This is a genomic window from Nocardia sp. NPDC055321 (assembly GCF_053645575.1).
Window position 1 is genome coordinate 209,102 of record NZ_JBSHMS010000016.1, and the last position, 22,463, is coordinate 231,564.

A 22,463-nucleotide genomic window follows, 5' to 3' on the forward strand; every position below is an offset into this window, starting at 1 on the left:
CCGAGCCGATCAGCTCGCCGCGCCCCGCGGCTTGGCGAGGGGCGCGTAGGCGGGCCTGCCGAGACCGAGGACGTGCTGGGCGATCATGTTGCGGAACACCTCGAGGGTGCCGCCGTAGATACCGCACAGCGGCGCCCACCGGAAGATGTGTTCCATGCCGCCGTTGTCGGCCGCGCCATCGGTGTCGATCGGCAACGCGGCGGCGGGCCCGAGGATGTCCATCAGGTCCGGGGAGACATCGCGCATGGTCTGGGCGATGGCGACCCGGCCGAACATGTGGGGCGCGGACAGCGCGGCCTCCACCCGGGCGATGCTGCGGCCCAATCGAAGTGCGACCGACCGGTCGTCCAGGAGCCGCTGCCCATCGGGCCCCGGCTGCGCGGCGATCGCGGTGATCCGATCGACGGCGGTCGCCATCTGGGTGCCCTGGTGCACCAGAATCGACACGTCCTGCAGGCCGTCGGCGTTCGCGTCGACCACGCCGTGCTCGGTGCTGAGCGGACCCATCAGCACCGACCAGCCCTCGTTCACCTCACCCAGCCGGTACTTGTCGTCGACCCGCACATCGCTGTAGTAGACGATGTTGGTCCGGTCGCCGTCGACGGTCTTGATGCCCTGGATCTCGATGCCCGGGGAATCCAGCGGAACCAGGAACATGGTGAGGCTCTTGTGTTTACGCGCCTCGGGGTCGGTGTTGGTGATGAGGAAGACGTACTGGCAGTTGTGCGCGCCGGTGGTGAACATCTTCGAGCCGTTGATCACCCAGTGATCACCGTCGCGCACCGCCTTGGTCTTGCACATGGCGACATCGGATCCGCCCTCCGGTTCGGTGTAGCCCAGGCACAGCCTGATCTCGCCGCTCTCCACCCCCGGCAGCACCTCGGCCCGCAGTTCCGCACTGCCGTGCGAACGCACCGAGGCCGCCACGATGGCGGTCGTGCCCCAGGTGACCCACGGGGTGTGTGCGCGACGCTTCTCCAGGTCCCACAGGCGTTTGCGGAGCCGGTTGGGCCCGCCGTCGCTCTCGCTGGTCATCTCGTCGGTGAGCCGGCCTGCCGCGCCGAGCGCGAGGTGCACGGCTTCGTCGAAGTTGTCGCCGGTCTCGCGGTCGCGACGGCGTACGTCGTCGGTGACGTGGGTGGTCAGGAATTCCCGTGCCTCGTCGAGGAATCGCTGATCGTCGTCGGACAGTTCGACGCGTGAGAAATCCATGTTCTTACTCCGTTTCTAGGCGGTCGCCGCGGCGAAGAGTTCGGCGACCTGCACGGCGCTGGCCCCGAGGTCACCGGCGGCCAGCGGCCAGCCCCGGGCCCGCACGAGGTAGGACGAGGCCGCCGATTCCTCGGACACCCCCAGGCCACCCTGAACATGGGTAGCCGTCGTCGCGGCCCTGGGCGCCGCCTCGGCGATGTAGACGAAGGCCGCGGCGGGCAAGCCGGGCTGCACGGTCGGTTCGTGTTCGAGGAACCAGGCGGCGCGCCGGGTGAGGTTGCGGCCCGCCTGGACGGTGATCGCAATATCGGCCAGCGGGTGCGAAATGCCCTGCAGCGTCGAGATCGGCACGCCCATCGTGTAGCGAGTGGTGGCGAATTCCGCAGCGATACGCAGGGTTTCCTCGACGAGGCCGACCAGGGCGGCCGCGGTGAGCACACGCCATTCGTCCAGGGCCCGATCGTATTCGGCCAGGGCGGCGGGGCCCTCGGCCAGCACCGAACGGTGTTGGGCGGCCGCCGGATCCACCCATGCCATGGGCAGTTTGCCGATATTGGCGACCTTGTCGGGCTTGGCGTCGAAACCCACTTCCACGATCCGATCGCCGTCTCGGACGATGATCCGATCGGCGACCGCGCCCGCACCGATGAGCCGGCGTCCGGTCGCGGCATCGACGCGGGTGTCGAGCGCGAGCAGACGCCTGCCCTCGGCGATATCGCCGCCGTCATCCGCGGTGAGGGCGCCGAGCCGCTGGAGCAGGCGGGCGGCGCAGATGTGATCGATCCACGGCACCGGCGCGAGCGCACGGCCGAGTTCCTCGGCGACCAGCGACAACTCGACCAGGGTCGCACCGTCACCGCCGACGGATTCGGGCAGGGCCATGGTCGTGGCGCCGGTGGCGCACAACTGTTCCCACAGATCCCGGTCGAACCCGGATTCCTCGGCGGCCCGGACGGTGTCGAGGGGACTGCGCGAGCGGAAGAACTTCGCGTAGACGGCCTGCAGTTCGGTCTGATCGGCGGACAGCGAATAGTCCTGCCTGCGCAATTCGTAACGGTCCATGGTGGTTTGCTCCTAGCCGCCGAAGAAGAATTCCTGAGCGTTGTTGTAGAGGTAGTCGTCGAGCACATCGGCGGGCAGATCGAGGGCGAGGGCCTCGGGCACCACCCGGCGCATGGCGAGCACCGGCCAGTCCGATCCGAAGATCACTTTCTTCTTGCCCCGGGTCCGCATGAAGTGGATGAGGCTGTCCGGCAAGCGTTTCGGCGACCAGGCCGAAGTCATCAGGCGCAGGTTCTCGTATTTGATGAGCAGCCGGATGGCGGTGTCCCACCACGGGTCGGCGCCGTGGATCATGCACAGCCGCAGTTCCGGGAACTGGTAGCAGACACGATCGAGGTAGATCGGGTTCTGCACTTCACCGGGAATCGGCGGGCCGGGGATGCCGGTGTTCATGCACAGCGGCAGTCCGAGTTCCGCGCACTTGTAGTAGAGCGGGTAGTACACGGCGTCGGTCGGCGGATACCGGCCGTCGCCCCAGAAACTGGGTCCGGTGGTGGTGTAGCTGACGGGCAGATCACGCACGAGCGCGGACAACTCCCGCAGCGACTTGACCGGCCGCAGCAGGTCGACTCCGTTGACCGCCAGGGAGAATCGGTCCGGCCGCTGCTCGGCGAACTTCAGCGCCGTCGCCGACGGTTTGACCATCGAGTACATCAGCACGGCCTTCTCGACGCCCTGCTCGTCCATCTCCTCGAGGAGGGCGTCGAGTTCGACCGGGGCGTACATCGAGTTGCCGCCCTTGAAGTAGTCGTCACGGACCTTGAGCATCCAGGCGGGCTGTTCCATTTCCCCGAAGTGCACATTGACCAGACAGTCGTTGACCTTGCGTTCGCTCATGCTCCGATTCCTTCCGCCCGGTGTTCACGGCAGCGCGGTGATCCCGAAGCCACGACGCCGGTCGCCACACACCGGGGCGCCGGCCACTACAGCGATAAACAGATACAAATACTGTATACGTAACAGTAAGTCTGAAATCAAGTGTTGTCCGGGCAATTCCGCGCACGATCCAGCGCGGCGGCGCCCGGGATCACACGAGCTCGAACGGCCCGGCCTCGATCGCCGTGCCGAGCACGCCCAGATCCACCCCGAGCTCGGTGGTCGCGGCCAGGCAGGCCGCCACGTCCTTCTTCAGAAAGGGACCGGCGAGCTTCTCGAACTTCCCGAAACCGCCTGTGCGGCGGATTGATTCGGCCGCGAAACTGTTGCCGCTCGCCGCCGACAGCGCGTCGAGGAGCTGATCCTTCTCGATACCGAGTTGCCTGCCCACCTCGGCCGCGACCGCGACCAGCTGGGCGTTCGCGGCGAACAACGCGTTGTTGACCAGCTTGACGCCGAGCGCGCTGCCGAGCGCGCCGGTCGCGATGATGGTGCTCGCGTAACTGGCCAGGACGGGACGCGCGCGGGCCACCGCCTCGTCCGGGCCGCCGAGCAGGACCGTCAACTCACCCTTCGCGATATCCGCGGCCGATCCACTGACGGGCCCGTCCAGCAGGACCGGCCCGTCCGCCCGCCGCGCGGCCAACTCCCTGATGGTCGACACCGCGCCGGTGGTGTGCGAGATGACCACCGCGCCCGGGCGGGCCGCGGCCAGCGCTCCGTCGGGACCGTCCAGCACCTCGGTGAGTTGCCCGTCGGAGAACAGGCACGCCACGATGACATCCGCCGACGCGGCGACCTCCCGCACCGAATCCACGACCTGCGCACCAGCGTTCGCCAACCGTTCCCGTACCTCGGCCCGGCGCGCGTAGACCACCGTGCGGTATCCGGCCTCCACGAGCCGCACCACCATGGGCTCGCCCATCTGACCGGCTCCGACAAAACCCACGACCTGTGACATCGGCGCACGCCTCTCCACTCGGCCGGACCGATCCCGCTGCCGAGACACGGCCGACTCATTTCCAGTAATGGCAACAGTAACAGCATTCACGAAGCCCGTGCGGGGCCTTCGCAACCCCATATCAGAGATCCGAAGGATCGGATGACGATACCGTCAAGTCATGAATACACAGGTCAGATGTATCTATCGGTTTTACAGTAACGGTTTCTTGACACCTTCGTTCCGGAATGCCAAGCTCGGATCAGCGCAGCCCCGAGAAGGAGATTGAGCCATGACCAGAAGCACCGACGCGCCGATCTTCGACGCCGACTCGCACATGTACGAGACAGCCGAAGCGCTCACGAAGTTTCTGCCGGAGCAGTATCGGCAAGCCGTGCAGTACGTCCAGATCGGCAGGCACACCCGCCTGTGCATCAACGGCCGGATCACCGACTTCATCCCGAACCCCACCTTCGAGCGCGTCGCCGCACCCGGCGCCCACGAGAAGTTCTTCGCGGGAGAGAACGTCGAAGGGCTCACCCTGCGCGAGATGCAGGGTTCGGCGATCGAGGCGCCCGCCTCGACCCGCAACCCCGCCGATCGACTCGTCGAACTCGACCGCCAGGGCGTGCGCGAAACGCTGAACTACCCCACGCTGGCCAGTCTCGTGGAGCACTCCGCGGCCGATGACCCCGAGCTCAGCCTGGCCATCATTCACGCGCTCAACCAGTGGATGCTCGAACACTGGACCTACGCGTACGAGGACCGGATCTTCAGCACGCCCATCATCAACTGCTCGGAAGTGGACGGCGCGCGACGCGAACTCGAGTACATCCTCGACAACGGCGCGAAAGTCGCACTCATCAAACCCGCTCCGGTCAAGGGCCTGCGCGGCTGGCGATCACCGGCACTGCCGGAATTCGATCCGTTCTGGCGCGACGTCGAGAGCGCCGGGCTCCCCATCGTGCTGCACGCGAGCCAGCCGCCGCTGGACGAGTACATCAACAAGTGGGAGCCGCCGGCGACCAAGAACTTCATGGCCATGAGCTCGTTCCGCTGGCTCGCGCTCGGGCACCGCGAGATCTCCGACATGATCGGCAGTCTCATCTGCCACGGCACCCTGACCCGCTTCCCGAACCTGCGTATCGCGAGCGTGGAGAACGGCAGCTCCTGGATCCATCCGCTGTTCCACGACCTCGCCGACCTCACCCGGAAGATGCCGCAGAACTTCCCCGAGGACCCGCTCGAGGTCTTCCGGCGCAACATCTGGGTCAGCCCGTTCTGGGAGGGCTCGGTCGCCGACGTCGTGGAGACCGTCGGATGGGACCGGGTCATGTTCGGCTCGGACTTCCCGCATCCGGAAGGACTGCCCGAGCCGAAGGGCTACTGGAAGTACGCCGAGGGGATGGACGAACGCCGCACCTGGGATTTCATGGGCGACAACGCACGTCGATTCATGGGCTTGCCGATCGCCAACCCCGACCCCGCCGCGCAGAACCCGCCCGCGCTGACGAGCACCGTCCCGTCCTGACACCGCTCGCCCGCTCCGCCCGGCTGTTTCACCCCGGGGCGGAGCGGGCGATCCGTGGTCAGCGGGTCAGAGGAACAGGTCGAGATTGAGCGGTTCGTCGCCCGGCTGGGCCCGATACCGGTCCAATTCGGTGATCCCGTGGCTGATCAGCACCTCGTCGTCGAGAAAGAAGTTCCCGGTAGTGGTCCGCGCCGGTGCGGTGAAGATCAGGTAGGCGGCGTCGGCGCAGACCTCGGGGGTGCGTGAGGTGGCAGCCCGCCGGGCGCCGTCGGCGCGGTTCGCGATGGCTGCCGTCGCGATCGTGGTCCGCGGCCACAGCGAGTTCACCGCGATGCCGCGCCCGCGCAGCTCCTGCGCCAAACCCAATGTGGTCAGGGACATTCCGTACTTGGCGATGGTGTAGCCCAGGTGCGCGCCTGCCCATCGCGGGTCCAGGTTGAGCGGTGGAGACATGGTGAGAATGTGCGGATCGCGCCCGGCGCGGGCGGACTCCTCGAGCGCGGGAACGGCCAGCTTGGCGAGCAGGAAACTGCCACGGCAGTTGATGTCCTGCATCAGGTCGTAGGTCTTCATGGACAGGGCCGTGGTCTCGGACAGATCGATCGCGGAGGCGTTGTTCAGCACCAGATCGATACCGCCGAAGCGCGTTACGGTGTCCTCGACCGCCCGGGCGACGGTCGCGTCGTCCCGAATATCGCCCACCACCTTCAGCACCGTGCCGCCCGCCGCCTCGATCTCCCGCGCGGCGGTGTGAATGGTGCCGGGCAGCTTCGGATGCGGACTGTCGGTTTTGGCGATGAGCGTGATGTTCGCGCCATCGGCGGCCGCGCGCCGGGCGATGGCGAGACCGATGCCGCGGCTGCCGCCGGACATGATCAGGGTCTTCCCCGCGAGCGGGCGGTCGGCTGACGGCATCGAGAGATCTCCCTCTGCTCGGATCGCGGCAATCGGCGAGGCGAGGTGCCGCGAACTGGGCATACGATTCTTACTTATTAGATAACTGTGAATATTACAGTAACTACTCGTGAGACGGTCGGCCTGCCTAGGCCCGTTCGAGGCGCACCGGCACCCCGGTGAGTCGCGACATGCCGGCCAGGGCCTCGATATCCTCCGGGGCACTGGACATCAGCCGATTCACGTTGGCGCCGCCGACGCGATTCGCGTGCCGCCACCCGCCGGTGCCCTTGTGGCCGTATCCGTGCGGTACGGCCACCACACCGCGCACCATTTCCGCGGTCAGTGCGACGGGAAGCTCGATACTGCCGTGCGGCGAGCTGATCCGCACCGTGTCCCCCGCATCGATACCCAGCTCCACGGCATCGTCCACGTGCACGAGTGCGAGCTGCCGTCGTTTGTCGTTGCGCCACAACAGCGGCGCGTTGTGCATCCACGAGTTCTCCGAGCCGGGCTCGCGCATACCGATCAACCACATCGGAAACTCCGGCACCGACCCGCGATCACCCAGCGACGCGATCTCGGTCTCGAATTCCCGGTGCCGCAGCCGGATCCGGCCGCGCGGGTAGGAGATGATCTCGCCCAGCACGCCGGTCCGGATCTGCGGCGCCAGCACCGTGCCGTGCGGGCTCCGGCCGGTGAGACGGGCGAAACTCAGCCCGCCGCGCCGGAGGCCGAAGCGATCCCCGCCATCGGACATACGAATGATCATGTCGACGATCGCACGGGGATGAAACCGCCGACCGGTCAGCCGCGCCACCCGGCGCAGCACCGCGAAGGCGGCGAATGCCGGTGTGCGCAGGGACATCCGGCGCATGATGTCGTCGATGATCTCCCACTCCGACCGGGCGAGTCCCCGTGCGGGTACCACCGCTTCGGTGGCCTGGCGGAACGGCGTCGCCTGGAACTGCGCGAAGGTGATCGCGAAGTCGTCACGCTCGTACATCGTGGTGACCGGCAGGATGTAATCACAGTGCGCGGTCGTCTCGTTGACGTAGAGGTCGAGTCCGACCATGAGTTCCAGCCCCGCCACCGCGGCCTCGAGCTCGTCACCATCGGGCACCGACAGCACCGGGTTGCCCGCGCTCACGAACATCACCCTGATCTGCCGATCACCCGGAACCAGAATCTCCTTGGCCAGCAACGCCGCCGGCTCGGCGCCGATCACCGGCCGGAAGCCACCGATGCGGGTGCGTCGGTTCCGATAGCTGCGCCGCAACGACGCGCCCATCGCCATCATCGCCCAGCGCTGCCCGGGAATCCCGAGCGTGCTGAAGACACTGCCGCCCGGCCGGTCCAGATTTCCGGTGACCAGGTTCACGACGTCGATCAGGTAGGCGGTCAGTGTTCCGTTGCGTCCCACGCTGGTTCCGAGGCGGCCGTACACCGCCGCGCGCGGCGCCGCCGCCAGCGCCCGCGCCAGCTCTCGGACCGTGTCCGGAGCTATCCCGGTGTACGCGGCGGTTCGCTCCGGCGAGAAGGACGCGCACCGCTCGCGCAACCAGGACAGACCCTCGACCCGGGCTCGGATCGGCGCCGTGTCGACCAGTCCTTCGGCGAAGAGCACTTCGAGCACCGACAGCAGCAGGTGGGCATCGCCGTCGGGATGTATTCCGAGCCACTCGAATTCGGCCGCCGTCTCGGTGCGCCGCGGGTCGATGACGAGCACCCGGCCCCCACGCGCCACCACGGCACGCAGCCCATCCCGGATCCGCGGCGCGGTGAGCAGAGAACCGTGCGAAACCAGCGGATTGGCGCCCATCATGACCAGCAGATCCGTGCGGTGGAGATCCGGGATCGGCACGGCCAGCGGCGACCCGTAGAGAAATTGGCTGGCCAGCAGCCGACTGCTCGTGTCCTGGGTCGACGCGGTGAAATAGTGGGCGTGGCGGCCGATTCCCTTGATGAACGCGAGGACTCCGAACAGGTGCGAGTAACTGAAGGCCGCCGGATTGCCCATGTACCACCCGATCGCACCGGAGCCGTGCCGGCGGTGCACGGCGCCGAGCCGGGCCGCGATGTCGGCCAGCGCCTCGTCCCAGCCGACCTCGACGAACCCCGCGGACGTACGCCGCAGCGGACTGGTAACGCGATCGGGGTCGTTGACGACCTCGGTGAAGGCGATGCCCTTCTGGCATGCGAATCCCGCCGACAGCGGATGCTCGCGATCGGGACGCAGGCGGGTCAGCCGGCCGTCCTCGACGGTCGCGACCATGCCGCAGAGTGGTTCACAGATTCGGCAGAATGTCGGCACGTGCTCGACTTCGGGCATAGGATCGCACCCTTTCGCATCGCGGGCGGAGCGGCCCGGGCCGCCCGGCCCGCCGCGGGCACCTCCAACGCCGAACCCGCACGGCGGCAGTTCACTTCGCGATGAACTTGGTGGTGTCGAGGATCAGCACGACCCGATCGTTCACGTCCTCCGGCAATCCACCGTCGGTGTCCCCGTACAGCTCGCTCAGCTTGCTGTAGAACTTCCCGTCCTCGTCGGCCAGTACGGTGACGAGCCAACCCTGCGCCTCCAGGCAGCGGGAGGGCTCGTCCGGATCGGTGATCAGAAACGAGTAGTTCGGGTTCGCCTGCAGATTGGTGAATTTCCGGCGCGGGATGGTGTGACTCATGCGCAGACGCGCGCCGTCCCAGGTGAAACGCATCGGCAACTGCTCCGGCGCACCGTGCGGTTTCACCGTTGCCAGGATTCCCACGATCGGGCGCCGCAGGAGATCCTCGAGACCACCGGGGATCTTCGATACCGCCGAGCTCACGGCCATCAGCCCGCCTGCCCCGTCGGAACGCCGGCGCCGATGAGGTCGAGTGCGTTGTCGCGCATAACCTTTCGGGTGTCCTCGTACGAGAACTCGGGGAACTGCGGGATATCGGCGGTGAACGTGGTGGGATCGGCGAGCCCTTCACCGTGCGGCCAGTCCGAGCCGAACAGCACGCGGTCCACGCCGATGGTCGCCGCGAGGAGTTTGACGTCGTCCTCGTAGTAGGGCGCGATCCACACGTGGTCACGCAGCTGCTGCACCGGATCCTCCACGAAGTGGTGCGGTGCGGTGTTGGCGGCCTTCTTGAGTCGCTTGATCAACCGGTACACGAAGTAGGAGCCGTTCTCGATACTGGCGATCTTGAGCTTCGGGTGCCGGGTGAAGACCTGGTGCACGATCAGCGAGGCGACCGTGTCGTGGATCGCGCGGTCGTCGAGCAGCAGGTTCTCGAGCGGATCCCGCTTGCCGAAGCCCTCGAAGGTTCCGTTGCCGCCCCACAGCGCGTTGACCGCGAGGTAGCCGCTGTCGGACAGATGGAAGCCGACCGGGACACCCGCTTCGGCCAGCCGCGCCCACACCGGATCGTGGAGCGGGTCGCCGAGGGAGCGCGGCCGGGTGGCCCCGGGCACGGGCGCGGGGCGGACCAGCACCATCTTGGCGCCGCGGGCGAGCACGAACTCGACTTCCGCGACAGCGGCCTCGGGATCGGCGAGCGAGATCATCGGCGCGGAGATGATGCGCCCGTCGGGGCGGTTGAAACCCCAGTCCTCGTCGAGCCACAGGTTGAACGCGTGCAGCGAGGCCATGGTCGCCGGGATGTCGTGCTTGAGGGCCTCCTCGACGCCGCAGGCGAAGGTCGGCAGCATGAACACCGTTTCCAGGCTCTGCCGGTCCAGAACCCGCACGCGCGCATCGCGATTCTGGTACTCGGGATGATCGGGCAGCCGATCCACCTTCAGCAGCGAGCCGGGGTCCACGCCCTCGGGGACCTCACCGCGGAACAGCAGATCCAGGCAGCCCGGCTCGATGATCGGATCGAAGGTCGGGTTCGGAACGAAGCTGTTGACCTTCCCGCCGATCACCGCCTGGGTACGTTTGCCGTCGTTGAGCATCTGCACGCCCCGGGCCCGGAACTCCTTGGGCAGATGCCGGGTGAACGCGTCCAGCGGTTCGTAGTAGTGGTTGTCGACATCGACCGCCAGATAGTCCAGTTTCGTCGTCATAGTTCGTCCTCTTCGCTCCGGATACCGTCGAGACCCGCTCGCGTCGCGCCGGGAGCGCGACGCGGGGAGCGGGCGGACGTCACCTCGATACCTCCCCGCGGGCATTCACTGTCCACGTTCGCCTTACTGTACACCCATCGGTATAGGCTCCCGCAATACCTTCGCCGGGCCACCGGAGGGGATCGGCCACCCGCGCCGATCCACCGTCGGACCGTGGATCACCTCGGTTTCGGGACGTTCCGGAAAGCACGGCAGGACGCGCTGCGAATCTCTTTGCGGTCATACATACTGTATGACATCCAGTATGTGGCACTACACTCTTCGTGTGCCTGAACTCTGGTCCGAACTACTGTCCTGCCTCGACCTGCGCCCCATGGGCGGCGACCCATCCGCCGCGACCGCACTCGAATTCACCGGGCCGAACCTGCGATTGCCGCACAAACGGATATTCGGCGGGCAGATCCTGGCCCAGTTCGTCCGCGCGGCCGCGATCTCCCGCCCCGAGAAATCGGTGAAGTCCCTGCACACGATCTTCCTGCGCGAGGGTACGTTCGGCGATCCGATCCACTATCTCGTCGAGCCGCTGCGCGACGGCCGCTCGTATTCGACCGTGCTCATGACCGCGCGCCAGCGCGGCGAGATCATCGCGACGTGCACCGCCTCACTGCACGCCGCCGAAGCCGGTGTCGCGGATCCGCGCACCCCGGCGGCGATCGACCTGCCCGGTCCGGAACATCTGGTCCGGCACGAATTGCTGCCGTGGCACACGCGATCGCGCACGGACCTGAACGACCCGTCGGCGCGACCGGCCGAATACGAGGTGTGGATGCGGACTCCGCCCGCCGCCGGCGACCTCGCCCAGGCGCTGCTGGCCTACACCACCGATCTCATGCTCATCGGCACGACCCTGCTGCCCTTCGACGGAATCGACCAGCGCGGCAACGGCATCGACTTCCTGTCCGCCGCGACCAGCCACACCGTCTGGTTCCACCATCCCTGCGATACCGGTGACTGGCATCTGCTTCGGCACGAAGGAGTCGCCGCGGCGCACGCTCGCAGTTTCGGGCGGGGCGATGTGCTGGCCGCTGACGGCACGGCGGTCGCCTCCTTCGCACAGGAGGCGCTGCTGCGGTTCCCGGCTTGACAATCCCGCGCGAGTCGCGGATTCGAGGCGCCGGCGCTCAGCGGTCGATCACCGCCGCCGCGAACGCCGCGATCGACGCCGCCGCGGCCGCCGGGCTCGATCCGTCGACGTGTACCACCGCGTGGGTCGCGCCGCGCCGCCCGAGGTCGGCGACGTATTCCCTTGCCGCACGCAGGGCTTCGCCGTCAGCGATGTCGAAGTAGGGAAACACCACCTGAATGTCGATGCCGGCCGGATCACGACCCGCGTCGTCCAGACCCCGGCGTAGCCGGTCCACGCGGGCACCGAATTGATCGGCGTTCTCGATGGCGGCGGTGCGCATCGCGGCGGCCATGGACGCCTCGGCGATGATCGGCATCCAACCGTCCCCGTGCGCGATCACCCGCGACAGCGCGGCGGACCCGTTGCCGCCGATCCAGATCGGCGGATGGGGGCGGCGCGCGGGCGGCTGCAACCACATCGCCCCGGTGGCCGCGAAATCCTTGCCGGCCACCGGCCGCTGCGGATCGATCCAGATGTCGCGCAGCGCCGCCAGCGCCTCGTCGAACAGCTCCGCTCGCCGATCGTGATCGACACCGAGGGCCGCGAACTCCGAGCGCAGGTAGCCCGCGCCGACCCCGGCGATCAATCGCCCCCCGGACACGATGTCCAGACTCCCGAGGGCCTTCGCCGACAGGTAGGGGTTACGGAACGGCAGCACATAGAGATTGGTCAGCAGGCCGATCCGTTCGGTGACACCGGCGACGAAACCGAGGGCCGCGATGGGGTCGAGGGTGTTGTGCCCGCCGTTGTCCCGCCATTTGCGCGACGGCGCCGGGTGTTCGCTCAACGCGAGGGCGGTGAAGCCGGAACTCTCGGCGCGGACGGCGATCTCCCGGATCACGTCCGGTAGCAGGAATTCATCGCCTGCTCCGGGGAGCTCACTCGGGTATTCGAGGACGTACTTCACGGTGGAGACCTCTCCGGCTCTGGGAAACGCGCCGCTCGGCGGTGCCCGCGGACTCCGACGCGGCGATACACCTAACCGTATGCGCTACTGTATTATGGACAGTAACTGTGGGACAGGCTGACCGACAAGGAATACCGGCAACGATGACCGACGAGAGCACACCGGACGACGGCACCGTCGACATCCACCGCGACGGAACGATCCTTCGACTCACCCTGCGCCGCGCGGGCCGGCGGAACTCCCTCTCCCAGCCGATGATCGACACTCTCGTCACCGCGCTCACCGAGGCCGCGACCGATGACGAGTTGCGGGTGGTGCATCTGCGCGGCGCGAACGGCGACTTCTGCTCCGGGGTGGACTGGGTCGCCGGCAACACCACACAGCGCAAACCGCGCACCGGCGACCTCGTCCGGCGTATCCCCCACACCGCCCACCGCGTCGTCGAACTCGTACACACCCTGCATCTTCCGGTGGTGAGCACCGTACGGGGCTGGGCCGCCGGGCTGGGCTGCAACCTGGCCATCGCCGCCGACTTCACCGTGGCCGATACCGAATCGGTGTTCTGGGAACCGTTCCTGTCGCGGGGCTTCAGTCCCGACAGCGGCTCGACCTGGCTGCTGCCCCGGCTGGTCGGTCTGGCCAGAGCCAAACGCATGCTGCTGCTCGGCGAGAAGATCACCGGCGCGGTCGCCGCCGACTGGGGACTCATCCACCGCGCCGTCCCGGCCGCCGATCTGGACGAGGCGACCGAGGAACTACTGGGCACCTTGGCCGCCGCGCCCACGATCGCGCTGGGACTCGCCAAACAGACCGTCCACCGGAACCTGGCCTCCGGCTTCGCGGACGGGCTCGACCACGAGCTGTACGGACTCGAACTCGCCTGTCGTACCTCGGATTTCAAGGAGGGCCTGGCGGCCTTCCGGGAGCGGCGCGACCCGGACTTTCGCGGACGCTGAACAACCGATCGCGGCGGACCCATCACGAAAGCGGAATCGGAATGGCGAAACGAGGCGCCGCGAAGCGGCCACGGCGTGAGCGCGGCTCGCTCAATCCGGACGACATCATCGACGGCGCGTTCGCACTCGCCCACCGGGTAACGATCGACGGACTCAGCATGCCGCTGCTGGCCAAGCAGCTCGATGTGGGTGTCGCCAGCATCTACTGGTACTTCCGCAGGAAGGACGAGCTGCTCGACGCGATGACCGAACGGGCCCTCGATCAGTGCGCTTTCACGACGCCGTTCGTCGTCGCCACCGACTGGCGCGCGTCGCTGACCGAGCACGCCCGCGCGATGCGTGGTGTCTTTCTCGCGAATCCCGTGCTGTGCGACCTGGTCCTCATCCGGGCGGCGCTCAGCCCGCACGCCGATCCGCTCGATGGCCGCGTGCCGGAGTACGCGGTGCACTCCCTCGTGCAGGCGGGCATGGCGGTGGGCGACGCGATCGACGTCTACGCGGCGGTCGCCACACACATCCGGGGCTCCGTCGTACTGCGGCGACTACACGACAAGCACAGCGCGGCGACACCGCACGGGCACGGGGTGGGCGGACTCGACGACCGCGCCTTCGAGTTCGGGCTGCGGTGCATACTCGATCGGGCCGCCGCGCTGATCGGCACCGATGACCATGGCATGCCGTGGACGTACCTGCCGGGCCCGGGCGGCGGGCTGGCCGATACCGGCTGATCGGGCCGCCCGTGGTGGGCCACGCCATGCCGCGTCGCGCTCCCGTCACGATTCCTGGAACGCCCGCGGCCGGTAGAAGAGCACGAGCTGACCGAGGCCCGCGACCAGGCCGAGTCCGAGTGCGACACCGAAACCGATCGGTCCGTCGATGTTGTCGGCGCCGAAGATGATGTGGTCGAGGCTGATCCGGCCCGGGCCGGTTGTCGCGACACCGACGGCGGCCACACCCAGCACCATCGTGTATTCCCAGCCCTCGCGGACGATGAAGAACCCGTTCGCCCGGTGCACGGTCCACCCCGCCACCAGCATGAGCGCGAGATACCCGGCGGCCGCGACGGGTGTCAGCAGGCCGAGCGCCAGCGCCAGCCCGACGCCGACCTCACTGCCCGCGGCCAGGCGCGCGTGCAGCACGCCCGGGCGCATCCCGATGCTCTCGAACCATCGGGCCGTCCCGGCGATCCGCCCACCGGCGAAGAACTTGTTGTATCCGTGCGCGGCCAGGGTGAGGCCGAGGCACACCCGCAGGATCAACGCTCCGGCATCGACCGCGTTCACAGCCACGTCACCCGGCTTTCGGCCGACCCGGTTCCACACGATCCCGTATAACATCCTGTATGCATTACCGCTGGCATTTCAGTAGTCTCCGACAGGTGGGGCTCACGGTCAAGTGGCACAGCATGATCTGAGTTACTGTAATGTTTTCTGTAATCTAGTCATCACTAGCTGGTGATCGGGTCACGAACGCAAGGAACGACATGTCACTTCTCGAAGACCGGGTCGCGGTCGTCACCGGCGGAGCCCAGGGCATCGGGCTCGCCATCGCCTCGAGGTTCCTCGCCGAGGGCGCTCGGGTCGTCGTCGGCGATCTGAACCCCGACGCCGCCCGGGCGGCGCTACCGGCCGACCGGGCGCGCGCGGTGCGCTGCGACGTGACCAGCGGCGCGGACGTGTCGGCCCTGCTGGATACCGCGCTCGCCGAATTCGGCGGGGTGGACATCATGGTCAACAACGCCGGAATCACGCGCGACGCGACCATGCGCACCATGACCGAGGACGACTTCGACCGGGTAGTGACGGTCCACCTCAAGGGCACCTGGCACGGCACCCGCCTGGCCGCGGCGATCATGCGCGAACGCGGGCGCGGCAGCATCATCAACATCTCGTCGCTCTCGGGCAAGGTCGGCTTGCCCGGCCAGACCAACTACTCGGCCGCCAAGGCGGGCATCATCGGACTGACCAAGGCCGCCGCGAAGGAGGTCGCGCGGTTCGACGTGCGCGTCAACGCCATTCAGCCCGGACTGATCCGCTCCCCCATGACCACCGCGATGCCGGAGAAGGTCTGGGCGCAGAAGATGGGCGAGATTCCGATGGCGCGGGCCGGCGAACCGGACGAGGTGGCCGGCGTGGCGCTCTTCCTGGCCTCGGACCTGTCCTCCTACATGACCGGCACCACCCTCGAGGTCACCGGCGGGCGGTTCATGTGACCGAATGGCGCCCACATACGGTCAGCGATCAGGAAACAGTGGATCCGGGACCGGTCGCCGCGCTCGGCGCGCTGTTCGACCTCGGCGGCGCGCCGATCCGCCCGGGCGATCCGCTGCCGCCGCTGTGGCACTGGGCAGCGCTGGCCCGATGGCCGGACTCCGCGCGGATCGGAGCCGACGGGCATCCGGCCCGCGGGTCGTTCCTGCCACCTGTCGCCCTGCCGCGCCGGATGTTCGCCGGTGGCGAGGTCGAGTTCCACGCGCCGATTCCGGTCGGATCGACCGTGCGACGCGACGCCGAAGTGGTCTCGGTGACCCACAAGACCGGGCGTACCGGACCGCTCGTCGTGGTGGTGGTCGAAACCCGATTACACACCGGCACAGGTCAACTCGCGCTGGTCGAACGACAGAACCTCATCTATCGCGAAGCCGGGCCCGCCCGCCCTGCCGCCGCGGCACCGCACGTCGAGCCGGTGGGTACTCCCCTGCGCCGGACGGCGGCGTGGGAGTGGGACCTGCGCACGGACCCAACCGTGTTGATGCGATTCAGCTCCGCCACCGCCAACGCGCACCGCATTCACTACGACCACCCCTACGCCACCGGCGTCGAGGGCTATCCCGGACTCGTGGTGCACGGCCCGCTCATGACGATCGCGCTGGCCGAGTCCCTGCGCCACGAACGGCCCGACGCGGGCCCGGTCCGCTTGCGCCACCGCAACGTCGGCCCGCTGTTCTGCGCGACTCCCGCCCGAATCCGGCTGCGCGCGAACAGCGATGCCGAACTCACCGTGGCCGTCGTGTCCGGCCCCGGCAACGACACCGAACACACCGTCCTGACCGCCGAACTCACCCGGAGGCCGTGATCATGCGCGAAGCAGTGATCTGTGAACCCGTCCGCACTCCCATCGGCCGCTACGGCGGGGCCTTCGCCTCGCTCAGCGCGGTCGAACTCGGCGTCGTCGCCCTGCGCGGTCTGCTCGAGCGCACGGGCGTCGGCCCCGAACTCGTCGAGGACGTCATCCTCGGGCACTGCTATCCCAGCAGCGAAGCGCCCGCGATCGGCCGCGTCGTGGCCCTGGACGCCGGGTTGCCCGTGACGGTCGGCGGGGTCCAGATCGACCGCCGCTGCGGATCCGGACTGCAGGCGGTCATCAACGCCGTCCTGCAGGTGGAGAGCGGCGCGTCCGATGTCGTGGTCGCGGGCGGCGCCGAAAGCATGACCAACACCCCGTTCTACTCCCTCGACATGCGCTGGGGCGGAGCGCGCGGCGGGGTTCGCGTGCACGACGCCCTCGCGCGCGGACGCGAAACCGCAGGGGGCGCTTATCATCCCGTGCCCGGCGGCATGCTGGAGACAGCGGAGAATCTGCGCCGCACCTACGAGATACCGCGCGAGGAGCAGGACCGGCTCGCCCTGCTGTCGCATCAGCGCGCGGTCGCCGCCGCCGAGAGCGGGGCAAGTGCCGAACAGATCGTGCCGGTGCGGGTCACCACCCGCACGGGTGAGACCCTCGTCGACGCCGACGAACACCCCCGTGCCGACACCACACTGGAATCACTGGCGGCGCTGCGGGCGGTCCGGGCGAAGATCGACCCGGAATCGACTGTCACAGCGGGCAATTCGAGTGGACAGAACGACGCCGCCGCCATGTGCCTGGTCACCACGCGGGCCAAGGCCGACGAACTGGGCCTGCGCCCGCTGGTGCGCCTGCGCTCGTGGGGCGTGGCGGGGGTGCGGCCCGATGTCATGGGCATCGGCCCGGTGCCCGCCACCGAAGCCGCGCTGCGCCGGGCGGATCTGAGCCTGGCCGATATCGGGCTGATCGAACTGAACGAGGCCTTCGCCGCCCAGGCCCTCGCGGTCACCCGCGAATGGAAGTTCGGCGCGAGCGATCTGGACCGCACCAACGTGCACGGGTCCGGTATCTCCCTGGGTCATCCGGTGGGGGCCACCGGCGGGCGGATGCTCGCGACGCTGGCCCGCGAGATGCACCATCGGGATGTCCGCTACGGACTGGAGACGATGTGCATCGGCGGCGGCCAGGGCCTGGCCGCGATCTTCGAGCGGGTGAGCTGAGCATGCCGATTCGTACTTTCACCTCGGCCGGTGACCTGACCGCGGCGCTCGGCGAGCGGATCGGCCCCGGCCCCTGGGTCGAGGTCGAGCAGTCCCGGGTCGACACATTCGCCGACTGCACCGGCGACGACCAGTGGATTCACCTCGACGCTGAGCGAGCCGCCACCGGCCCCTTCGGCACGACCATCGCACACGGGTACCTGACCCTGTCACTGCTCCCGTTCCTCGGCCGCGACCTGTTCGCCATCGACTTCGGTAGCGCGCGGATCAACTACGGCAGCAACAAGATTCGCTATCCCGCCGCGGTACGGGTCGGCAGCGCCGTACGGGCGAGCGCGACCCCGGCCGCGTTCGACGTCCGCGACGGACGTGGACTGCTCACCGTCACGTGGGTGGTCGAGACCGACGGCGCGGACAAGCCCGCTCTCGTCGCGGAGACCCTGACGGCGGTGGTGCTGTGACGACACCGGCGGCCGGACCGCTGGCCGGGCTGCGGATCGTGGAGATCTCCAGTTTCGTCGCCGCGCCGCTGGCCGGCATGACGCTCGCCCAACTCGGCGCCGAGGTCATTCGTATCGACCCGATCGGCGGGGCGGCCGACCGGCACCGCTGGCCGCTCACCGACCAGGGCGCGAGCATCTACTGGGCCGGTCTCAACAAGGGCAAACGCTCGTTCGTCGCGGACCTGCGTTCGGCAGCGGGCCGCGACCTCGTCACCCGGATCATCACCGAGAGCGGGCCGGGCGGCGGCATCCTGCTCACCAACGCCGCCGGCCGCGACTGGCACGGCTACGACACGCTGTCGCGGCGCCGGCCCGATCTGATCCACCTGGAGATCCCCGGCCGGGCCGACGGGTCGACCGCCGTCGACTACACCGTCAACGCCGCGACCGGATTCCCGCTCGTCACCGGGCCACCCGAGCACGACGGACCGATCAATCACGCGGTCCCGGTGTGGGACGTGGCCTGCGGGTTGTACGCGGCGCTGGCGATCGTCGCCGCCGTGCGTCACCGGGAAGCCACCGGCGCCGGCAGTCGCGTCGTCGTCCCCCTCGACGACGTCGCCCTGGCCACCGCCGGCAACCTCGGATTTCTCACCGAGGCGGCCCTGACCGGACGACGGCGGCCGCGCTTCGGCAACGCCATCTACGGCCAGTACGGGCAGCACTTCACCAGCGCCGACGGCGTGTCCTTCATGCTGGTCACCCTGACCGGCAGGCATTTCCGCGATCTGGCTCGGGTCACCGGCACCGAGGCGGCGGTGACCGCACTGGCGGGTTCGCTCGGCGTCGACTTCGAGGACGAGGGCGTGCGGTTCACCTACCGTGAACTGCTCACCGGACTGTTCACCACCTGGTTCCGCGAACACTCGGCCGCCGATGTCGCCGACGCGCTCGCGACCACCTCGGTGCTGTGGGATCGCTACCGCAGCTTCACCGAACTCACCACCGACCCGCGGGTCACCGCCAACCCGCTGTTCACCGTCCTGAGGCAACCCGAGCTCGGCGATCACCTCGCCCCCGGATCGCCGATCTCGGTGAACGGCGCGCACTCCCCCGCCGTACCCGCCCCGGCCCTCGGCGCGCACACCGCCGAGATCCTGCGCACGGATCTGCATCTCACCGACGCGGCCGTCACCGACCTGCGCACCGCGGGCACGGTGGCCACCGACAGCACCGAACGGACACCAGCATGAAACTCGGGCAAACCCACGGACTCACCGAGGTTCAAACCGAAATCCTCAGTGCGGTACGCACATTCGTGGACAAGGAGATCATCCCGGTCGCCCAGGAGCTCGAACGCTCCGATACCTATCCGCAGGCCATCGTGGATCGCATGGCCGAGATGGGGCTGTTCGGCTTGATGATCCCCGAGGAGTACGGCGGTCTGGGCGAATCGCTGCTGACCTACGCGCTGTGCGTGGAGGAGATCGCTCGCGGGTGGATGAGCGTATCCGGGGTGATCAACACGCATTTCATCGTCGCCCATCTGCTGAACCGGCACGGCACCGCGGAGCAGAAGCGGAAGTACCTGCCGCGCTTGGCCACCGGCGAGGTGCGCGGCGCGTTCTCGATGTCCGAACCCGAACTGGGCTCCGATGTGGCGGCCATCCGCACCCGGGCGGTGCGTGACGACTCGGGTTCCTACACCCTCGACGGCCGAAAGATGTGGCTCACCAACGGATCCACGGCCACCCTGGTGGCGGTGCTGGTACGCACCGACGAGGGCCACGACCGCGCGCACGACAACCTCACCGCGTTCCTGCTGGACAAGCCCGCCGGATTCGGCGAGGTGGCACCCGGTCTCACCATCCCCGGCAAGATCCACAAGATGGGGTACAAGGGGATCGACACCACCGAGATGCTGCTGGACGGTCACGTGGTGCCGGCCGAGGCGGTGCTCGGCAACGCGCCCGGGCAGGGTTTCAAGCAGATGATGGACGGCATCGAGGTGGGCCGCGTCAACGTCGCCGCACGCGCCTGCGGAATCGCGTTGCGCGCCTTCGAACTCGGTGCCCGCTACGCCCAGCAGCGCAGCGCCTTCGGCAAACCGATCGTCGAGCATCAGGCGATCGGGTTCGCCCTGGCGGAGATGGCGACGAAGGTCGAAGCCGCGCACCTGATGATGGTCAACGCCGCCCGGCTCAAGGATTCGGGTCAGCGCAACGACGTGGCCGCCGGCATGGCGAAGTACCTCGCCAGCGAGTTCTGCAACGAGGTCACCCAGGCCAGTTTCCGCATACACGGCGGCTACGGCTATTCGACCGAGTACGAGATCGAGCGCCTCATGCGCGAGGCGCCGTTCATGTTGATCGGCGAGGGCACCAGTGAGATCCAGAAACGAATCATCGGCAAGGGCGTCCTGCGCGACTACCGCCTGTGATGCCGATCATTCCGGCGTCGTGACGGAGATCGATTGCTCGGCAGCGGCTTTCGCCCAGCGGTAATCCGCCTTGCCGTTGCCGAGCCGACGGACCTCGTCGACGACGACGTAGTGCTTGGGCGCTTTGAACCTGGCGAGCTGCGCCGTGCAGTGGGTGTGCAGATCGGCCCGGGCCGGCGCCGCGCCCTCGTCCTCGAGGGACAGAACCGCGACCACCTGCTGGCCCCAGCGGTCGCTGGCGCAGCCGACGACGACGACGTCCCGGATGCCCGGATAGGTTCGCAGCACACCCTCGACCTCTTCGACGAACACCTTCTCCCCACCGGTGTTGACCACCAGGGAATCCCGTCCGAACAGTGTCAGCGTGCCGTCCGCCGCGAGGGCGCCGCGGTCGCCGGAGATGACCACCCGCCGGCCCTCGACCGTCGGAAAGGTCCTGGTGGTCGCCTCCCGATCATCGAAGTACCCCAGGGGGATTCGGCCGCCACGGGCGACCCAGCCGGTCTCCCGCTCACCCGCGCGCAGGAACCTTCCGTAGTCCTCGGCCAGTACCAGGGCGCCCTCGCGCAGGGCGAAGGTGTCCGTCATCGAGTCGCGATTGCTGTGCCCGAACGCGACATTGCCGGTCTCGGACGATCCGTAGCCGTTGATCAGGGTGATGCCGGGCAGCTGGTCCAGCAGCGCGCGGCGATGCGCGGGATTGGTCGCGGCGCCGCCGGATCCGATGGCGAACAGGGATGACAGGTCGTAGTTCGTCCGGCGCAGCTCGGTCACCAGAGGTCCCGCGTAGGCGTCCCCGACCAGGGTCATCAGACCCACCCGGTGTTGCTCGGCGGTCAGCAGCACGGTGCGCGGGTCGAACGCGACGCCCTCGTGCAGCACGACCGTCTGACCGGCCAGGACACCGGCGAAGGTCGTCCACAGTCCGGCGGCGTGCATCAGCGGCGACACCGCGAACCAGGGCGGGCCCGCGTGGCGCACCTTGTCCCGGATCTCGGCGTCGGAGTCGTGGTCCGCGCCGTTCATCGAGGCGACGTACGTGTCGCACTGCCGCCACATCACGCCCTTCGGGCGGCCGGTCGTTCCGCCGGTGCAGATCATCAGCAGGTCGTCCGGCGAGGGTGCGATCGGGCGGTCGGCGTCTCCCGCGGCGAGCACGGTGTCCAGGTGCACGGCCCCGGCCGGCGCCTCGGCGCGGGCATCGTCGTCGATCTCGATCAGCAGATCCGCACCCACCCCCGGAAGGACGTCGGCGAACTTCGCGCCCAGCGACCGGTGGTAGATCACCGCCCGCGGCTCGAGATACGCCAGCAGTTCGGCGACCTCGCGCGGGGTGTAGTGGTAGTTGACGTTGACCGGAACGGTCCGTGCTTTGAGGCAGCCGATGACCATGTCCGGATAGAGGTCGTTGTGCATGATGAGCGCGACGCGGTCCTGACCGCATTCCCAGTCCGCGAGGACGTCACGTTCGCGGTGGGCGCCGAGCCCGGACGCCGCGAGAAAGTTCGCCACCCGGCGGGTACGGTCCGCGACCTCGGCGAAGGTGCTCACCCGATTTCCGCAGATAGTCATCGGGCGGTCGGGCACCTCGTCGGCGATCACGTCGAGTACCGAGCCGATGGTCCATTCGCTCATGCGCTGTGTCCTGTCTCGACACCCGCGGGGGAAGCGGCGCC

21 protein-coding genes are annotated in these 22,463 nt (G+C 68.3%); 10 read left to right on the plus strand and 11 right to left on the minus strand.

From position 1 onward, the window contains the following. Positions 1-9: 9 nt before the first annotated feature. From ACWIGI_RS25915 to ACWIGI_RS25930, 4 genes are all read right to left on the minus strand, one after another. Positions 10-1,212 (minus strand): acyl-CoA dehydrogenase family protein, encoded by a 1,203-nt coding sequence (locus ACWIGI_RS25915; RefSeq protein WP_454205048.1) that lies wholly within the window; start codon positions 1,210-1,212, stop codon positions 10-12. 15 nt (positions 1,213-1,227) lie between these two features. Then, positions 1,228-2,274, minus strand: a complete 1,047-nt coding sequence (locus ACWIGI_RS25920; RefSeq protein WP_454205050.1) for an acyl-CoA dehydrogenase family protein — start codon at positions 2,272-2,274, stop codon at positions 1,228-1,230. A 12-nt stretch (positions 2,275-2,286) separates the two neighbouring features. Beyond that, complete coding sequence (locus ACWIGI_RS25925) at positions 2,287-3,111, minus strand: amidohydrolase family protein (protein ID WP_454205051.1); 825 nt, start codon at positions 3,109-3,111, stop codon at positions 2,287-2,289. Between the two features lie 190 nt (positions 3,112-3,301). Continuing rightward, a complete protein-coding gene (locus tag ACWIGI_RS25930; RefSeq protein WP_454205052.1) occupies positions 3,302-4,231 on the minus strand; it encodes an NAD(P)-dependent oxidoreductase in 930 nt (309 codons plus the stop codon). A gap of 151 nt (positions 4,232-4,382) precedes the next feature. Between ACWIGI_RS25930 and ACWIGI_RS25935 the strand changes: the two genes are divergently transcribed. Continuing rightward, the gene (locus tag ACWIGI_RS25935) at positions 4,383-5,621 is read left to right on the plus strand and encodes an amidohydrolase family protein (protein WP_454205053.1); all 1,239 of its coding nucleotides are present in this window, start codon (positions 4,383-4,385) and stop codon (positions 5,619-5,621) included. A 66-nt stretch (positions 5,622-5,687) separates the two neighbouring features. On the opposite strand, the gene ACWIGI_RS25940 is transcribed toward ACWIGI_RS25935, so the two are convergent. The 4 genes from ACWIGI_RS25940 to ACWIGI_RS25955 all read right to left on the minus strand — a co-directional run bounded on the left by ACWIGI_RS25940 (position 5,688) and on the right by ACWIGI_RS25955 (position 10,566). Continuing rightward, positions 5,688-6,536 (minus strand): SDR family oxidoreductase, encoded by an 849-nt coding sequence (locus ACWIGI_RS25940; RefSeq protein WP_454205054.1) that lies wholly within the window; start codon positions 6,534-6,536, stop codon positions 5,688-5,690. 127 nt (positions 6,537-6,663) lie between these two features. Next, positions 6,664-8,847 (minus strand): molybdopterin-containing oxidoreductase family protein, encoded by a 2,184-nt coding sequence (locus ACWIGI_RS25945; RefSeq protein WP_454205055.1) that lies wholly within the window; start codon positions 8,845-8,847, stop codon positions 6,664-6,666. Between the two features lie 91 nt (positions 8,848-8,938). Next, positions 8,939-9,346 carry a pyridoxamine 5'-phosphate oxidase family protein gene (locus tag ACWIGI_RS25950; RefSeq protein WP_454205056.1) on the minus strand — a complete coding sequence of 136 codons (408 nt, stop codon included), beginning with the start codon at positions 9,344-9,346 and terminating at the stop codon, positions 8,939-8,941. Next, the gene (locus ACWIGI_RS25955; protein WP_454205057.1) at positions 9,346-10,566 is read right to left on the minus strand and encodes an amidohydrolase family protein; all 1,221 of its coding nucleotides are present in this window, start codon (positions 10,564-10,566) and stop codon (positions 9,346-9,348) included. Before ACWIGI_RS25955 ends, ACWIGI_RS25950 begins: the two co-directional genes overlap by 1 nt. Before the next feature lie 325 nt (positions 10,567-10,891). On the opposite strand from ACWIGI_RS25955, the gene ACWIGI_RS25960 reads away from it, so the two are divergent. Further along, entirely contained in the window at positions 10,892-11,710 is an 819-nt protein-coding gene (locus ACWIGI_RS25960; protein ID WP_454205058.1) for an acyl-CoA thioesterase, read from the plus strand. Between the two features lie 37 nt (positions 11,711-11,747). On the opposite strand, the gene ACWIGI_RS25965 is transcribed toward ACWIGI_RS25960, so the two are convergent. Continuing rightward, complete coding sequence (locus ACWIGI_RS25965; RefSeq protein ID WP_454205059.1) at positions 11,748-12,659, minus strand: TIGR03619 family F420-dependent LLM class oxidoreductase; 912 nt, start codon at positions 12,657-12,659, stop codon at positions 11,748-11,750. Between the two features lie 143 nt (positions 12,660-12,802). On the opposite strand from ACWIGI_RS25965, the gene ACWIGI_RS25970 reads away from it, so the two are divergent. Both ACWIGI_RS25970 and ACWIGI_RS25975 read left to right on the plus strand, forming a co-directional pair. After that, positions 12,803-13,615: an enoyl-CoA hydratase/isomerase family protein gene (locus tag ACWIGI_RS25970; protein WP_454205060.1), complete on the plus strand. Its 813-nt coding sequence runs from the start codon at positions 12,803-12,805 to the stop codon at positions 13,613-13,615. A 41-nt stretch (positions 13,616-13,656) separates the two neighbouring features. Then, positions 13,657-14,343 carry a TetR family transcriptional regulator gene (locus ACWIGI_RS25975; RefSeq protein ID WP_454205061.1) on the plus strand — a complete coding sequence of 229 codons (687 nt, stop codon included), beginning with the start codon at positions 13,657-13,659 and terminating at the stop codon, positions 14,341-14,343. A 45-nt stretch (positions 14,344-14,388) separates the two neighbouring features. On the opposite strand, the gene ACWIGI_RS25980 is transcribed toward ACWIGI_RS25975, so the two are convergent. Next, positions 14,389-14,898: a DoxX family protein gene (locus tag ACWIGI_RS25980; RefSeq protein WP_454205062.1), complete on the minus strand. Its 510-nt coding sequence runs from the start codon at positions 14,896-14,898 to the stop codon at positions 14,389-14,391. A 200-nt stretch (positions 14,899-15,098) separates the two neighbouring features. Here ACWIGI_RS25980 and fabG point away from each other — a divergent pair, with 200 nt between their 5' ends. Genes fabG through ACWIGI_RS26010 form a run of 6 tightly spaced genes read left to right on the plus strand, consistent with a single transcriptional unit; the run spans position 15,099 to position 20,787 of the window. Beyond that, positions 15,099-15,827, plus strand: coding sequence for a 3-oxoacyl-ACP reductase FabG (gene fabG / locus ACWIGI_RS25985; protein ID WP_454205064.1), 729 nt, complete (start codon positions 15,099-15,101; stop codon positions 15,825-15,827). A gap of 38 nt (positions 15,828-15,865) precedes the next feature. Continuing rightward, positions 15,866-16,690 (plus strand): FAS1-like dehydratase domain-containing protein, encoded by an 825-nt coding sequence (locus ACWIGI_RS25990; protein ID WP_454205065.1) that lies wholly within the window; start codon positions 15,866-15,868, stop codon positions 16,688-16,690. Between the two features lie 2 nt (positions 16,691-16,692). Beyond that, positions 16,693-17,904 carry an acetyl-CoA C-acetyltransferase gene (locus ACWIGI_RS25995; protein WP_454205066.1) on the plus strand — a complete coding sequence of 404 codons (1,212 nt, stop codon included), beginning with the start codon at positions 16,693-16,695 and terminating at the stop codon, positions 17,902-17,904. A gap of 2 nt (positions 17,905-17,906) precedes the next feature. Continuing rightward, positions 17,907-18,365 (plus strand): MaoC family dehydratase, encoded by a 459-nt coding sequence (locus ACWIGI_RS26000; RefSeq protein WP_454205067.1) that lies wholly within the window; start codon positions 17,907-17,909, stop codon positions 18,363-18,365. Continuing rightward, positions 18,362-19,600, plus strand: coding sequence for a CoA transferase (locus ACWIGI_RS26005; RefSeq protein ID WP_454205068.1), 1,239 nt, complete (start codon positions 18,362-18,364; stop codon positions 19,598-19,600). Before ACWIGI_RS26000 ends, ACWIGI_RS26005 begins: the two co-directional genes overlap by 4 nt. Further along, positions 19,597-20,787 carry an acyl-CoA dehydrogenase family protein gene (locus ACWIGI_RS26010; RefSeq protein ID WP_454205070.1) on the plus strand — a complete coding sequence of 397 codons (1,191 nt, stop codon included), beginning with the start codon at positions 19,597-19,599 and terminating at the stop codon, positions 20,785-20,787. Before ACWIGI_RS26005 ends, ACWIGI_RS26010 begins: the two co-directional genes overlap by 4 nt. 6 nt (positions 20,788-20,793) lie before the next feature. Here ACWIGI_RS26010 and ACWIGI_RS26015 read toward each other — a convergent pair whose 3' ends face one another. Continuing rightward, positions 20,794-22,422, minus strand: a complete 1,629-nt coding sequence (locus ACWIGI_RS26015; protein ID WP_454205071.1) for an acyl-CoA synthetase — start codon at positions 22,420-22,422, stop codon at positions 20,794-20,796. Positions 22,423-22,463 lie beyond the last annotated feature (41 nt).